Annotated in this window: 15 protein-coding genes; 11 read left to right on the top strand and 4 right to left on the bottom strand. The window is 60.2% G+C overall.

The annotated features are described in order from the left end of the window. The 6 genes from AC1DN0_RS32120 to AC1DN0_RS32095 all read left to right on the top strand — a co-directional run. The coding region (locus tag AC1DN0_RS32120) for a formate dehydrogenase accessory sulfurtransferase FdhD (protein WP_477146289.1) at positions 1-533 on the top strand (533 nt) is incomplete at its 5' end. Between the two features lie 83 nt (positions 534-616). Next, entirely contained in the window at positions 617-1,132 is a 516-nt protein-coding gene (locus AC1DN0_RS32115; RefSeq protein WP_441625049.1) for a molybdenum cofactor synthesis domain-containing protein, read from the top strand. A gap of 294 nt (positions 1,133-1,426) precedes the next feature. Continuing rightward, entirely contained in the window at positions 1,427-3,445 is a 2,019-nt protein-coding gene (locus tag AC1DN0_RS32110) for an FUSC family protein (RefSeq protein WP_441625051.1), read from the top strand. 43 nt (positions 3,446-3,488) lie between these two features. Beyond that, positions 3,489-3,701, top strand: coding sequence for a DUF1656 domain-containing protein (locus AC1DN0_RS32105; RefSeq protein WP_441625053.1), 213 nt, complete (start codon positions 3,489-3,491; stop codon positions 3,699-3,701). Next, entirely contained in the window at positions 3,698-4,615 is a 918-nt protein-coding gene (locus tag AC1DN0_RS32100; RefSeq protein WP_477146288.1) for an efflux RND transporter periplasmic adaptor subunit, read from the top strand. Before AC1DN0_RS32105 ends, AC1DN0_RS32100 begins: the two co-directional genes overlap by 4 nt. Further along, positions 4,612-6,051: an efflux transporter outer membrane subunit gene (locus AC1DN0_RS32095; RefSeq protein ID WP_441625057.1), complete on the top strand. Its 1,440-nt coding sequence runs from the start codon at positions 4,612-4,614 to the stop codon at positions 6,049-6,051. The genes AC1DN0_RS32100 and AC1DN0_RS32095 overlap by 4 nt, the downstream gene beginning before the upstream one ends. 87 nt (positions 6,052-6,138) lie before the next feature. On the opposite strand, the gene moaD is transcribed toward AC1DN0_RS32095, so the two are convergent. Both moaD and moaA read right to left on the bottom strand, forming a co-directional pair. Beyond that, a complete protein-coding gene (gene moaD / locus AC1DN0_RS32090) occupies positions 6,139-6,396 on the bottom strand; it encodes a molybdopterin converting factor subunit 1 (RefSeq protein ID WP_441625059.1) in 258 nt (85 codons plus the stop codon). A gap of 44 nt (positions 6,397-6,440) precedes the next feature. Then, the gene (gene moaA, locus AC1DN0_RS32085) at positions 6,441-7,478 is read right to left on the bottom strand and encodes a GTP 3',8-cyclase MoaA (RefSeq protein ID WP_477146290.1); all 1,038 of its coding nucleotides are present in this window, start codon (positions 7,476-7,478) and stop codon (positions 6,441-6,443) included. A gap of 592 nt (positions 7,479-8,070) precedes the next feature. On the opposite strand from moaA, the gene AC1DN0_RS32080 reads away from it, so the two are divergent. The 3 genes from AC1DN0_RS32080 to AC1DN0_RS32070 all read left to right on the top strand — a co-directional run bounded on the left by AC1DN0_RS32080 (position 8,071) and on the right by AC1DN0_RS32070 (position 10,573). Next, positions 8,071-8,811 carry an EAL domain-containing protein gene (locus AC1DN0_RS32080; protein ID WP_477115090.1) on the top strand — a complete coding sequence of 247 codons (741 nt, stop codon included), beginning with the start codon at positions 8,071-8,073 and terminating at the stop codon, positions 8,809-8,811. A gap of 268 nt (positions 8,812-9,079) precedes the next feature. After that, entirely contained in the window at positions 9,080-9,853 is a 774-nt protein-coding gene (locus AC1DN0_RS32075) for a helix-turn-helix transcriptional regulator (protein ID WP_441625063.1), read from the top strand. A 231-nt stretch (positions 9,854-10,084) separates the two neighbouring features. Beyond that, entirely contained in the window at positions 10,085-10,573 is a 489-nt protein-coding gene (locus tag AC1DN0_RS32070) for a nitrate reductase associated protein (RefSeq protein WP_441625065.1), read from the top strand. Positions 10,574-10,610: 37 nt separating this feature from the next. On the opposite strand, the gene AC1DN0_RS32065 is transcribed toward AC1DN0_RS32070, so the two are convergent. Both AC1DN0_RS32065 and AC1DN0_RS32060 read right to left on the bottom strand, forming a co-directional pair. Further along, the gene (locus AC1DN0_RS32065; protein WP_441625067.1) at positions 10,611-10,967 is read right to left on the bottom strand and encodes a hypothetical protein; all 357 of its coding nucleotides are present in this window, start codon (positions 10,965-10,967) and stop codon (positions 10,611-10,613) included. A gap of 446 nt (positions 10,968-11,413) precedes the next feature. Beyond that, positions 11,414-11,773, bottom strand: a complete 360-nt coding sequence (locus AC1DN0_RS32060) for a hypothetical protein (RefSeq protein ID WP_441625069.1) — start codon at positions 11,771-11,773, stop codon at positions 11,414-11,416. 562 nt (positions 11,774-12,335) lie between these two features. Between AC1DN0_RS32060 and AC1DN0_RS32055 the strand changes: the two genes are divergently transcribed. Beyond that, the gene (locus AC1DN0_RS32055; RefSeq protein WP_441625071.1) at positions 12,336-12,653 is read left to right on the top strand and encodes an ArsR family transcriptional regulator; all 318 of its coding nucleotides are present in this window, start codon (positions 12,336-12,338) and stop codon (positions 12,651-12,653) included. Between the two features lie 927 nt (positions 12,654-13,580). Next, positions 13,581-14,981, top strand: coding sequence for a hypothetical protein (locus AC1DN0_RS32050; RefSeq protein ID WP_441625073.1), 1,401 nt, complete (start codon positions 13,581-13,583; stop codon positions 14,979-14,981). The last annotated feature ends 91 nt before the right edge of the window (positions 14,982-15,072 follow it).

Genomic DNA, 15,072 nt, shown 5'->3' with positions numbered 1-15,072 from the left:
CCGTGGGACAGCCATCCTTTCTCGCATTGAAGGGGCGACGACGTGCGCTTGCCGGACGGACTGGCTGCGGAGTATGCGGAATCGAGAGTATTGAACTTCTGGACTTGCACCCGGAACGCATTGAACCGCCGGCGATGCACGTTGTCGCGACGAATGTCGTCATTGCGCGTGCTGCCGAGGCGCTACAGGACCATCAGTTGCTCATGCGAGCGACCGGCGGCGTGCACGCGGCTGCCTGGTGCAATCCGGAAGGAGAAATTCTCGCCGTGTACGAGGACGTGGGCCGTCACAACGGCCTCGACAAGCTCATCGGTGCCCTGGCCATGAAAAGGATCGACATGAAGGCGGGTTTCGTCTTTCTGTCGAGCCGCGCCAGCTACGAGCTGGTGCGAAAGACAGCGCGAATGAATATTCCAATGCTTGCCACGATCTCCGCGCCCACCTCCCTGGCAATCAGCATCGCCGAGCAGGCGGGCATGAAGCTTGTGAGCTTCTGCAGGAAGGACGGCTTCGTTGAGTACACCGAGATCTGAGCGTAATCACGCCGCAAGCCGCGGACGCGAAGATGCGATCGGGAAGCGCGCTGCGTCGTAATGAGGCTGGAAGAGAAGACCGAATGAACCACGCAAACAATATGTTCCTGAACTGTGCAGTGATGACGGTGAGCGACACGCGAACACCGGATGATGATGGCTCCGGCGACTATCTGGTAGATGTACTCTCACGTGAGGGGCATCGATGTGTAGACCGCGATATTGTCAAGGACAACATCTACGAGATTCGTCGCATCTTTAGCGAGTGGATTGCCGATTCCAGGATTCAGGTGATCATCAGCAGTGGTGGCACGGGCTTCTCCCTGGCGAATTCTCTCCCGGAGGCGGTGAGGCCACTGCTGGACAAAGAGATAACCGGCTTCGGGGAGATCTTCCGGCAGCTTTCCTACGGGGAGGTCGGTAGTTCAACGATCCAGTCACGTGCGCTGGCCGGGTACGCGAACGGGAAGTTGCTGTTCTGTCTTCCCGGAGCCACCAAGTCCTGCGTGACCGCGTGGGAGGGAATCATTCGAGATCAGTTGGACTGCACCTACCTGCCCGGCAACTTTGCGACGCACCTCGCTTCGACAGGCGGGTGATACAAGCGAGCGTGAATTATGGTCGAATTTGATTGTGCACAGGCCATACTTGCCCGCAGCGGATCAGGGCGCAATGGATGGCTACGCGATGCGGCACGCTGATTATCGGCCCGGTTGCACGGTGCCGGTGCAGTAGCGGTGAGAAAGGTCGACACATCAGCGGGCTGCGATTCGCAGTCGCCGGGTCGAGACCGGACGCTGGCTAAAGCTTCTTCTGCAACCCGTCGCCGTGGCCCGGAGCGTCTGGTGATGGGCCATGCTAAATGGAATCAATCGTGAATACAGGTGTGCAACATGGCTAGCTGGCTGAGTGCACGGCAATGGCTCTTTTCGCTAAAGGTGTATGCGGCAGCGATGCTGGCGCTGTACATCGCGCTCGCCCTTGCATTGCCCCGACCCTACTGGGCAATGGCGACGGTCTATCTCGTGTCCAATCCGGTGACGGGAGCGACGCGTGCCAAGGCGGCCTATCGCGTAGTGGGCACGCTGCTGGGCGCAACCGCCGCGGTGGTGACGGTGCCCCTCCTGGTCAATGCGCCTGTGTTGCTGATGGGGGCGATTTCGCTCTGGTCTGGCGCGCTGCTCTATCTATCCCTGCTTGATCGGGCACCGCGCAACTACATCTTCCTTCTGAGTGCCTACACACTGCCTATCGTTGCGCTGCCGGCGGTCAGCCAGCCTGTGGAAATCTTCGACCTGGCCATCGCTCGCGTCGAGGAAATCGCCATCGGGATCGTCTGCGCCGGCATGGTGAGTGCCTTGTTCTTCCCCACGAAAGTGGCGCCGACCTTGCGCGACAGGGCGGCTGTCTGGCTCGGCGACGCGGGGCAGTGGGCCGCGGAAATTCTGTCGGCCGCGCCGGACTCGAATGCGTTCTCGCATGAAAATCGGCATCGCCTGGTATCCGACATTTCCACGATAGACCAGTTGATCAAGCAGCTCTCTTATGACACCGAGGGTACCGAGTCCCTGCGTAATGCCCGCGCACTGTGGGAGCGGATGGCCATGCTGTTACCGTTGCTGTCGTCATTGGCAGGTGTAGTGCGGGCGTTGCGGAGTCAACTGGCTGGCATCCCCGAGGACCTGGCCCGCCATATGACCGAAATGTCGCGCTGGATCCGCGGAGGCTTTTACGGTCCGGCACCGACCCAGATACCGCCAGCCACGCCCCCCGCCGCGAATGGGATGGCACCGGGCTGGCATGCGAGCCTGGTGGCTACCGCCAACGAGCTGTTGCTCGCGCTGGCGGCGTTGGGCGAAGATTGCCGGGCACTGCAACGCAGCATCGGCGACCGGACCACCGGATCCAGCGAATCTCCGCTAAGGGTGCGCGGGCTGTCCGCCGACCGTGCCAGTCATCATGATCACGGCATGTTGCTCTTCTATGCCTGCTCCACCAGTCTTGCTGTTTTTTGCGCGGGCCTGCTGTGGATCGTGTCGCAGTGGGAGGCCGGGGCCGGGGCCGTCGTGCTGGCGGCAGTCACCAGCTGCTTCTTTGCCACGATTGAGGAGCCACGGTCGGCGGCGCATTCCTTTTTGCGGTGGAGCGGCGTCTGTTTCGCCGTGTCCGCCTTTTACCTGTTCGCGGTAGTGCCATATGCGCATGATTTCGTGACGCTGGCTGGCATGCTGGCAGTGCCATACCTTGGGATCGGCTTGCTGCTGCCAAGGCCGGGGTTCAATCTCATCGCGCTGCTCTTGTCGCTGAATACGGCGTCCTTCGCGAACTTTCAGAGTGTCTTTGACGCCAACTTTCTTGCCACCATCAACGGTAGCCTGGCGAGCATCGGCGGCATGCTGTTCGCGCCTCTGTGGGCCATGGCGACACGGCCGTTTGGCGCCCGAGTCGCGGCGCGCCGCCTGATTCGCGCGAGCTGGAAGGACCTGGCGCAGGCTGCCACCTGCAGCGAAGCACCAAAAGTGGCAAAGCTGGGTGGCCGCATGGTGGACCGGCTTAACCAACTTGCGCCGCGGCTGACGGCAAGCGTCGGGAACATGCCTTCGGATGGTTTCGCCGAGTTGCAAATCGGATTCAGCTTGCTGGCCCTGCGGCGCGGTCTGTCCGCCATGCGACCCCAGGCGCGCAGGGCGGTAACCGGTGTGTTGAACGCCGTCGCGAGCCATTTTCGCGCCCGGCTCGGAACCGGGACGGGTTCGGCGTCGCCAGCCACGCTCCGCGCATGTATCGAGAAGGCCATCGGAGAACTTGCCGCCTTCCCGGGCGACGGCACTCGACATGCTCTGGCTGCCCTGGTGGTGCTCCGGCTGACCTTGTATCCGATAGGGAAAGAATCGCAGGAGGTATCACCTTGATCCGGCAATGGCCTTCGGATACCGCGCTGTACACGGAGGGAACATGCTGAGCGGCGAGATCGATGTTTATGGCGTCTTCGTGCCTACCCTGCTGGCGTTGATGCTGGTGACCTTTGCTATCACTACCTGCATGCGCGCGCTGCTCGCCCGCTTCGGCTTCTACCGGTTGGTGTGGCATCGGTCGCTCTTCAATCTTGCCATCTACCTTATCGTGCTAGGCGGCGTAGTCGCCATTGCGCGTTCGCTTCAATCATGAAAATCCATCTTCGTTCGCTCGGCTCTGTGGCGCTGACGTTAATCGCCACGGCGGTTGCCTTTTTTGTCGTCAGGCATCTATGGGATTACTACACCATCGCGCCGTGGACGCGTGACGGCCATGTGCGTGCCGATATCGTGCAGATCGCGCCTGATGTGTCGGGGCTGGTGACGCGTATCCTGGTCAAGGACAACCAGCAGGTGACGCGTGGGCAGCTCCTTTTCGTGGTCGACCAGGCCCGCTATGAGCTTGCCTTGCAGCAGGCCTTGGCTACGGCGACTGCGCAGCGCGTCTCGCTGGCGCAGCTACGCAGGGAGGCAGAACGCAACCGTACCCTGTCCGAGGTGGTCTCCAAGGAGGTCGTCGAAGAGGGTTTCGCCAAGGTCGATCAGGCCGCGGCCGCCTTGGCGCAAGCCGAAGCAGCCGTCGACCTCGCGCGGCTCAACCTTGCCCGCACGAACGTCGTTAGCCCGRTGAACGGCAATCTCAATGACCGGCTGCCACGGCTGGGAGACTATGTGACGACCGGCCGGCCGGTGCTTTCGATGATCGATGTGGACTCCATTTACGTGGAGGGCTACTTTGAAGAGACGAAGCTGCATCGCATACGTATTGGCAATCCGGTGGACGTGCGAATCATGGGCGAGGGCGAGCATCTGCACGGACACGTTCAGAGCATATCGGCCGGCATCGAAGATCGCGACCGTAGCAGTGGATCCAATTTGCTGCCGAATGTGAATCCTACCTTCAACTGGGTGAGGCTGGCGCAACGCGTGCCGGTGCGCATCGCGCTTGATGACGTGCCGTCCGGCGTACGACTTGTGTCCGGCCGTACCGCGACAGTTGCCGTGCGGGAAGCGCCAATGGCAGGGCAGGCGCATCCAGGCGTGGCGCAACTGGAGAAGTCAAAATGAAGAAGAGACTCAGCCTTGCCCTGCTACCGGTACTGATGCCGCTATTGCAAGCCTGTACCACGGTCGGTCCTGATTACCATGTGCCGGCGCATGCCGCCGTGCATGCGCCGCAGGCCAATGGCCCCTTGCTTGGTACGAAGCATCCGGCGGTTTCCCTGGCGCCGGTGCCGGACGCCTGGTGGCGCCTGTACGACGACCCGAAGCTGGACAAGCTGGTCCGGGAATCGCTCACTGCCAATACCGATTTGCGGGTCGCTGCGGCTAACCTGCGGCGGGCCATCGCGATGTATCACGAGGTGGAAGCGGACAACCTCCCGCAGGCAAGCGTCTCCGCGGCAACAGAGCGCACCCAGATCTCTGGCGAGAGCTTCCTGATGAAGGAGAAGATACCGGTCTTCAGCATTGGCGACGTTGGCTTCTCCGTGTCCTACCTGGTTGATTTCTTCGGCAAGCTCGAACGTGCCGACGAAGCGGCCCTTGCAAGCGCCGAGGCGAGTCAGGCCGCGCTCGACATGGCACGCGTCGGGGTTGTCGCAGAGACCGTGCGTGCATATGTGCAAGGCTGCGCGGCCACGCATGAGTATGAAGTGGCCGAGCGGCAACTGGCGTTGCAGGAGCGTGGGGTGGACATCGCCCGCAAGATGGTCGCCGCCGGGCGGGGGCAGCCGGTCGACGCGCTGCGCGCGCAAGCCCAGGCGGAGACCTTGCGGGCCAGCCTTCCGCACTTCAAGGCAGAGCAGGAGAGGGCCGCATACCGGCTGGCCGTCATGCTGGGCAAGCCGCCGGCCGCGCTTCCTGTGGCAGAAGCGGAGTGCCACGAGGAACCGAAGCTGCGCCAGGCGATTCCGGTGGGGGATGGTGCTGCGCTGCTCAAGCGCCGGCCCGATGTACGGCAGGCCGAGCGCGAGCTTGCATCGGCTACGGCAAAAATCGGCGTGGCCACGGCCGATCTCTATCCGTCGGTCAGCATCGGGGCATCGGCGGGCCTCACGGGGCTGCTCAGCGACCTCGGTACGGGGCAGACCGCTCACTGGGCCCTAGGCCCGATGCTGACATGGAACCTCCCGACCAACGGGGTGCGGCCACGCATTCACCGCATGGAGGCGGGGGCCGATGCGGCGCTGGCGAACTTCGATGGCGTGGTGCTCAAGGCGTTGCAGGAAACCCAAAGCGCGCTCAGCGCCTATACCAGGGAGTTGGAGCGCAACCTCGCCCTGAGGGCGGCACGGGACAATGCGAGCGAGGCGGCGCGGCAGAATCGGCTCCTGTACCAGGCCGGCCGCGCGCCCTATCTGTCCAGCCTCGACGCAGACCGTACGTTGGCCGGTTCTGACGCGGCCGTGGCGGCGTCGGATAGTGAGGTGGCGATCGACCAGATCAATCTCTTCCTGGCCCTGGGTGGCGGATGGCAGAATAGCCCGGACGTAACGAAGTGAAAAACTCGTCCCGCCTTCCGGCAAGGACCAGCGCACTGCCAAGAGTAACGCATGGAGATTTGCGCGGCCCTCTTTTGCGAGAGAAATTCAGCCACCAGTAACAGGCGGGAAGAAAGCGATCTCGCTTCCGTCGAGTAGCGGGAAGGCACTATGCCGGACCGCATGGTCGACGGCTACCCGTACGGGGCGATCGTCCGAAAACGCGTCTTGAAGCGCTGGCCGTGTCTGCGCAAGCCATTGTTTGAGGCTGTCGACCGTGAGCGAATCCGCATCAACATGGACTACCTCTTCGGAGACCCCTACGGTCTCGCGGATACTTGCAAAGTACTTGATTGTTAGCCTCATCTTTTTACCTTATGCATAAGGGTTAAAGCTGACCATGGGAATACCTAGCCGCCGACCAGCGACATGCGGACAGTCGGATACGACTTCTTTCCGTTGCTGGCCAGTCTCTCGGTACGTAGCTCGGAATAACGGTCGTCTCGTCGCTCCCAGCGTGAGCGAATCGCATCACGCAGCGCCTCTGGCGAGGTGGATTCGGTGARCCACTGCCGCAGGTCGACGCCTCGCTCAGCAAACAGACACAAGAACATCCGACCATCGGCGGAGACCCGCGCCCGCGTGCAGTCGCCACAAAACGGCTTGGAAACGCTCGAAATGAACCCCACTTCACCGCCGCCATCGGTGTACAAAAAGCGTTGCGCCGTATCGCTGCCGCGAAATCCCGGACGAGGAACCAGGGGATATGCCTGCGCAATGCGGTCCCTTACGTTTTCCGATCTCAGGACACGCTGCATGGACCATGACTCGGCACCACCCACATCCATGAACTCAATGAAGCGCGGGGTCACACCGCTATGCCGGAAGTATTTTGCCAGTGGGAGAATCTGACTATCATTGACGCCCTTTTCAATAACGGTATTGACTTTGACGGTATCGATCCCTGCGTTCCGGGCGGCCTCTATGCCGTCCAATACCTTGCCGACAGGGAAGCCGACGTCGTTCATGTGCCGGAAGACCGCGTCATCCAGGCTGTCAAGGCTGACGGTTACTCCGGCCAGGCCAGCATCCTTTAATGCCCGCGCCTTCGCAGCAAGGAGTGTGCCGTTTGTGGTCAGCACGATCTCGACGGGCCTTCCATCAGGGGTGGTAAGCCGTGCAAGCGCTTCGACGAGTTTCTCAATATCCTTGCGCAAGAGCGGTTCTCCGCCAGTTAGCCGGACCTTTTCGACGCCCAGACTGACGAACCCTTTGGCAATCGAGACCATCTGCTGGAAAGAAAGCCGGGATCCCGCCTTCAGGAAAGGATAATCCTTTGTGTAGATCTCCTTTGGCATGCAGTAGGTGCAGCGGAAATTGCACTGGTCAATCACCGATAGGCGCAGGCTCTTGAGCGGCCGTTGCAGCTGATCCAGGCAGACAGGCATGCGCGTCGATATGGCATCGARGGCAGAGGGGCTCTCAAACAGAAAGGGATCTTGGACTCCAGCCTTAGCGTCTGTACTCACTTTAATGTCCTTTACGCCGCGCATGGCGTTGTCTTGTCAGCCGGTGATTTGCCGGGATGCATCGAAGGGGCCGGCAGGGCACTTGCGACTTCTACTTGACTGGGAGCATAGCGGTGACGGCCTGTTGGCCCCGCATACAGTGGACTACGCGTTGTAGCAGTACAGTTCCGGGCGGCTCCGCCGGTCGGATCGCTAGTGCGGGTCGGGGATGTCAGTCGCTTGCGCCGTCGCAGATGGCCGGCAGGGATGAGCGAAGAGGAGCCGGAGCCGCTTGGAGCGGCAAGCCCGATATCTCGGTGCGAAGAAGGCTGCCTAGGGTGCTCCGCACGCGGCTCTGCGTCGATTCCACCTGTCTAACCCACTACACAACGGTGTAGCTGGAGCGATTGCTGGATCGCGGTAGACTTTAAACGTCACACCTGGTCAGGCGAAGGGACAACGGATCCGCATCCCTGAAACCTCTTGTTGCAGATACCTGAATGTGATTGGCGACATTATCCGCGGAGAAAATGTGATCCGAGAGTACATCGAGGCGCGAGAAGCGCTCGCGAGCCATAAGTTCTTCTTTGACCTCCAGCCGATAGTGAGACTACCGGATGGCGGGACCTTCGGCTATGAGGCATTGCTTCGCCGCAAGACTGGAGATACGGTGCTGCGTGCCGCCGATTTCCTGGAGGTATTCGAGGCGGAGGCATTGGCCAATCAGATTCAGGCGCAAGCGCTACAGGCGCTGGATCCATACACCGTCGGTGAGCGTTGTTTCCCATTGAGTATCAATGCCACGCCCAGGCAGCTATGCAGTTCGGCCTTTCGCGAGCAGTTGCTGGAATTTGCCGCGAGGAACGATATCAAACCAAGCCTGATCGAGATCGAGGTGACGGAACGGACGCTGCTCTCTGCCATTGACGGGGCGGCGGAGGCCATGGGCCGCCTGCATCGGTGTGGCTTCAGGATTTGTATCGACGACTTCGGTGTCGGCTTCTCTTCTTTGCTATATCTAAAGCTCTTTCATTTTGATTGCATAAAGATAGATAGAGCGTTCATTGTGGATATTGTGGAGAACAAGCGAAGCCAGGATATCGTGGAAGTGATATGCGGATTGGCTGCGCGATTTGGCGCCAACGTCGTTGCGGAGGGTATCGAAACCGGTGCGCAGCGTGAGATCGTGACCGCATGTGGTGTTGGTTTCGGGCAAGGCTATTTATTCGGGAAGCCCAGGCCGCCATGCATGCTCTGGCCCGGGTTTCCATAGGCACTGGGAAGTGTCGCGTAGCCGCACGAACGGGAAGATCCGGAAGATGAACCTCGGTGCGGGTGCGGGCGTCGCACTTGCACCTTCTCTGAGAGATCGTGACGACTTCCTGTCGTGGCTCCTTGCTGGCGCCAGCTGTGCTCTTTGGGAGAGGGCTCGTCTGTAACTGATGGCGCAAGGCAACCCCTATACACTGCCTCCGGAGCCATGAAGGATGCGTATCGCGGTCCATGCGTGGAAGTTTGATTTTTTGCAGGTGCGGTAACGCTTGTTCGGACGTATGATTCATCTTAAGCAGAACTCCGTTGATGATGGTTTAGCGGATATTCACACAGAGATTCTGGCAAATATTGATCGGTCCAGTAAGATCCAGGACATTTGTGGAAACCTGGAACGTTCCACCCGTCTTCTCGGATTCACGCATTTCCACCTGCAGTACAACCTGTATGTGACGGGGAGGGAGTCTTCGGTTGGAAGCCTGACAAACCTCTCGAACGGGCGAAATCTGACTTTGCAGGATTACAGCCCGGTGCTTGCAACGCTTGCGAGCGAGGCACTCGATTCATTGGTGCCCATGCTATGGGCCGGACCTATCCAGTTGCAGAGAGAGAGCCCGGATCTCTCACTTCCGGCGGACTCGACAATGGGCGCGGCAATCATATTGGCCGTGCATACGCCACGAGGGACCGGTGGATTCCTTGCTCTGTTGAGCGCGCGGCCGCTCAATGCGGAAGGCCCGGAATTTCGCAACGCTAAACTGTACGGTCCGGCCATTGCGCAGCGTACCGTCAATTCCGTCAAGTCCATCCTGTTCTCGTCGAAGAATTTTGTAGTGGGTTTGACCGCCCGTGAGATAGAGACCCTGAGGTGGGTTGCCGCGGGGAAGACTTCCTGGGAAGCGGGGAGGCTTCTTGGCATTACAAAGCACGGCGTGTCGCACCACATGCGTAATGTGATGAGAAAGTTGGAAGTTTCGAGCAGGCTTCAGGCAGTGCAGAAGGCGATTGCGCTGGGGTTGCTCACAACACGATGGTGGGACTAGTGCCATGGGTACTCATGGACCCGGCGGGGGTCCTGCACTGCCGGCCACCTCTCGCACGGGCCGGCCAGGACGACGACGTGCGGCTCCCCGTATATGGAAATTCCCCCGGTGTCCTATACTTTAGGCGCGCAACGGGATGTGGCTTGGACGCGGTGTTTGCCTGCGTCGTGAGATAACGGCACAGGGCGTTGGACTTTCATCTCACTGCGTTTTCAGTTTGAGGGGATCGACATGTTTCTTTATGAGAAATTGCCATTATTTGTGTTTGAGATAGAAGCGTGCGAAAACCTCAAATACGTACCCATGTGCGTCCGGTTCAATCTGGATTTTTATGGATACACATTCTCTCTTGCGGAGTGGCAGGCCCTTCCTCTCGACGCGCGTGAGATGCTCGCGGGTTTCCCGGCGGCCACGGATGGGAAGGAGAGCGGTTTCGTGTCGGAGCTTCAGCGCCTGGTCCAGCAATATCTGAACAAGACGCCGGAGAAGTTCACGCCAGATCCGGGCTCTCCATGGCATCAGGTATCTGCGATTCCTGACGCCATCCTGACGCAATTCTCCCTGGTCGAATTGGCACCGATGACTCCCGACGTCTGGTCCGGGTTATCGCTTCTCAAGCGATATGTGCTGACAAAGTTGTCCGCGCGCGGCGTCAAGAACCACTGCTTTGTTCCTGCGCTGCTTGAGTTTGGGCTTGTCAGGTCAAAGATACCGGACTGATTGGCGCCGATTTGCCCGACGCCAGAATCACCGCTTTTCAGGCAGGCATGCTGTCTGCGGGAGCCGAACTGTGGCCCGGCGGCGCCGAGGGGCCGGTTCGATCCATTCCGGCGAGTTGGATCGAGCCTGGGAGAACGGATGCAGCATGGCTGATGTCCGCCAGGGGAGCGGGCGGGCCATTGGCACGTGCGCCGTCACTGAACGGATCGCGGGAGCGGTCGATGCGCGCACCATCGGTGAAGGGATCTCGCTTGCCCCGGTGCAAGTCATAGCCGTACTTGTCGCCGGGGAATGTGCTGTCCCTCGGCGCGGTGGCTTGAGCTGGCAAAGCAGTCATGGCGCTCGCGCACACGAGTGCGGTAGAGAGTAGCGTTTTCAGTAGCGCGGTTTGCATGGTTATCTCAATTCAATCAGGAAGAGAAAGGCAGCAGGTATGGCGACCGGTGTCTCTGACGCTCGGTGCAGATGCAGAGTCGGCATCTCGGTCTGCGGTCGCTAACCTGATGTTTTTGCAGTAGGGAGGTGGCAGCGTGTCATGCGGCCTTCTGTGGAGTGCCGGAGGCGGTTGTGCTACCTGAAAATTGGGACGGCTTTTGATTTTGATGCTGCTTGGACTGTATCGCCGCGGCGCGCGCGCGCTCGATGACGGTCCAGTCCGGACCTGCGATTGCTGACAGCGACGAGGCAAGAGCAGCAGCTCCGGCGAGTGCAAGGAATAGCGGTTTGATGCTAGGTTTCATTTTGATGCTTAGGTTTCAGTATGTATACCTGGAATCGAGGATATTGGCTTTGCGAGCAATTCGCCAATATGACTTCCGATGAAGTGACAGCCCGTTACTGTCAGGCAGCCTGCTCGCTATTGTCGGATGCGTTTGCCGGAGGTGCCGAGACACCGGTGCGGTCACGACCGGCGACGCTAAAGGTCTTGTCGGAGGTGTTCACGGCCTGGCTGCGGGCGCCATCGGTATAGGGGTCACGGGCAGTACCGATCCTGGCTCCGTCGGTATAGGGATCGCGGGCGTCGTCAACCCGGGCGCCGTCGGTGTACGGGTCACGAGTGCCTACATGCAGGTTGTAGCCGGATTCATCTCCGGAAAAGGTACTGTCCTTCACGGTAACGGCGCCTGCCTGGGCCATCGAAAGGAGTGCCGTGCCAAGAATGGTGGCGGAAAAAAGCGTCTTGATCAGTTTGTTGCTCATGGTATTGCCCTCTATCTGTTTTTTAAAAGAAACGTATCGGAAAGGCGCATCCCATGTGGCTTGCTTGATCGGGACACCGTTTGTTCTTGCGCTTTCCGTGGACTGAATATTAGTAGGCGCGGAAGCTTGTCAACGCGTACACCTTGCCCGAAGAAAAAGAAGCACAGTCCTCTGGAATGAGGCCAAGGCCCATGGAGGGGCGACTGCTAGCGCACGCGCGGGGGCGCGGCATGACGATCGGCGGGACTTTGGCATCGGGCGGAGTGCCACGTGCCCCCGTTTGGTCGCATCCGTGTCAATGCAATCGTGAAGGTCGCCAGGGGATATCTTGATCTGCTTGAGGATCGCTTGGACTGTGCCGATGCAGAAGCTGACTAGCTACTAGCTACTAGCCGGAAGTGCGGTTGGGGGCATATCATGGGTCGCGCTCGCTAGCGAGCCTGCATTGGGCGTGCGCCATCTGTGCTCCAACGTGGCGTTAGCTTCTGTAGTCTATCCCTGCCAGTGCGGAAACTATTATCGTGAGTGGGCGCAGGTTGCGCATTGTTGAAGAGGCGAGCAGATGTCAGCGATTAAAAGAAATATCGGAGAAGATACCAATCCTATCGGGGCGGAAATTGCGGGCGATGATGTTGGCATGGATCCCATACTTGCGGAACTGCTGGCACAGCTTTGGTGTGCCGCACAGGGTGCTCCTGAAAAGCGGTGGTCGTTGGCGAAACTAAGCAAACAAAGCGGGATGCAGATGAGTACGCTTCGTCGGTATCTCACCGAGCTCTCAGCTGCGGGCATTGTTGATGTGCTGGTTCGCGAAGACGGAACCGGTATTGCAAGCCTCACTGGCAGCGGGAAGGAACTGTGCGCATTGGCCTTCATGTAGCTTGGGAGGGCAGGCGCCGTCTGAGCCGAGGTTGTTCGAGGCTGTAGGGCGGTGATCGGGACGATAGCCCATGCAGCATCAAGACGGCCTGGCGCTGACATCCTGCTGCAAAAAGCACCGAGCCGGCGAATTGTTCGCCACGCTGCGCGGCAGCATCCTTTTCGTCCCTCATGCTTGACTAAGCATATAGAGCATCCCCCACGTAAGTGGGGACTCCGCAACCGAATTCGGCTTTGCCCCGGCTCCAATTTGGGATAACGTTGTAGAGACAGGTAAAACAGCACCGCGCAACTCGGCGCGCCCCGGCGGCGGCCCTGCGGTAGCCTGTTGATACCATTGCCGCTTGATCGCTCAGGTCCGCAGTTCACACGTCACGTTCCGGGGGGAAATCGTGTGCGCAAGCTACTGACGCAATTGCTGCGTCCGTTCGGACGCATCAGTACGACCGCCATTGCACCTGGCGCGCCGCCGCTTGGCCTGCTTAGCACGATCGTCGTGCATTCGCTCTACACAGACTTGCTGGAAAGCATGCGCGCCCGCGATTCAAGAGCGGCACCGACGATATCGTCCAGCAGATCGATACGCGTTCCGGCTCTACACCGACGTCCCGCGCAAGGAGGCAACTCAGCCGTTCGGAGGGCTGCGTTGGCTCACTATTCTCTCCGCCGACGTCCGGGCCATGGCGCGCCCGCAACACTACCTGAAGGGTGCGGTGCCTGCGGCCGGGCTGATCAATACCACGCTGTTGGGGCCCCGCCCACTGGCACCCACTTTTAGCGATGGCCGGGCGTGCGTGCAGAGGCTGCGGGATCGGTTGAGAAGTGCCGAGCCGACTGACTGACTGACTGACTGACTGACTGACCATAGGCGCTTTCGTGGCACCCCGCCCACGCCCGGGCGGGGCGCCGTTCTGCCGGAGACGATGCGATGATAGATGCATTGCTGTTCAGCAAGCCGTTTACTTTCCTGGCCTGTCCACCGATAGCGGAACTCAAGGAAGCCATCGATGCGCTTAACGCGCTGCCGGGACATTCGCGCTGGCTCAATGACGAAGACACCATCCGTCGCGTTCATGTGCCTGCCTTTGTCGAGCAGAGCCGCCAGGCCCTGGAGGCGCTTGTTCCCGGCAGATCCCTCATGGTCGATAGCCTCTCCGAACGGATTCGGCACGCACCGCGCGTGCTACAAGAGTTGCGCGAGCACGGCCCCGAGGTGGCAGCTGCCGCTCACTCCTACTTCTACTGGCGCTACTCGGCCGACGTGCTCGGACGGGCGCAGGGCATTCCGCGCAGTGCGCTGGAGCGTCAGTTTGGCAGGGTGGCGGCTCGCGATGGGTCGCACAAGATCATCTGGGACTGTCCATGTTGCGATCAGCCGGCGCGATACCAGGTTGATGGGCTACTTGCCATCCAGCGCCCGTCGCGCCAGGGCGGCTTTGCGCTCGAATGCGATCATTGCGGGCATCAGGAACGGGTGTATGCCGGATTTCTGCATTACGGGCGTCTCCAGTGCCAATGCGCCGCGTGCAAGAGCTATGTTGGCATTCTTGCGTATGACATGGCCAGGGCCGCGCGAAAGCTTGCTGAGAATATCGAGAACTACGCCTGGATCCAAGCCGCCGAGACCCTTGCCGAGATCGAGGAATACAAGGACGAGTCCCTGCAGATTCTCTACCGCCGGGCTAGCCCGTCACGCAATGCCGGTTCCTTCGCAGTGGAAGTCACGTCTGGCAGGCACGAATCGATGGCCGCCATTCTAGCGAGCCTGGACCCTGGCCTGGAAGGCAGCATTGAGAAGAATCCCAGGGGCTGGGCATTGCTGTGCGAACTGCTGCGCGAAGGCGTGGTTGACGCGGAATGCCTGATCTACCAGGAAGCCGACCGCGAGCGCGTCGCGCTGCAGCTCTCACTGCTGGAAGAGCCTTCCCCCACAACGGAGGGATTGCCGCAGAAAAATCTTGAAACTGTGCTGCAAGGATATCAGCCCGCATCTCGCGAGTCCTTCGTGGCATGGCTGAAAGCAAGCATGCAATTGGGGCTTTTCACCAGCAAATTCTGTACTGCGGTGGAGGTCACCTGGAGACCCAATGTGCAGCGCTGCGAACTCGTTGCCAGCAACCAGGGCGGCCAGCCCCGCGAGCTTCCGGACGATGCGACGCCGAGATCGGCCGCAACCTTCGCAGCGTCTTCGAAACGAGCGCCTCACGCCGACGCCGAAATCGAAGCGGTGACGCTACTGAGATCACTGGGGTACATCATTGTGGCGCCTGCGGTAATCGAAGCGCATGGCTACTCCAGGCTGGAGGAATGCACGCCACTCAACAAGTAGCCCCGCGTAGCATGCCTTCTGCTGCCAATTCTCATTGGAGGCCGGGAGCCAAACAACATCGTCGACCAGGATCATCGGGCCGGCAAGCGCG

This window comes from Cupriavidus sp. 05N39 (genome assembly GCF_056397325.1).
Note: the sequence above shows the minus strand (reverse complement) of the source record. Positions and strands in the feature narration are given on the sequence as shown.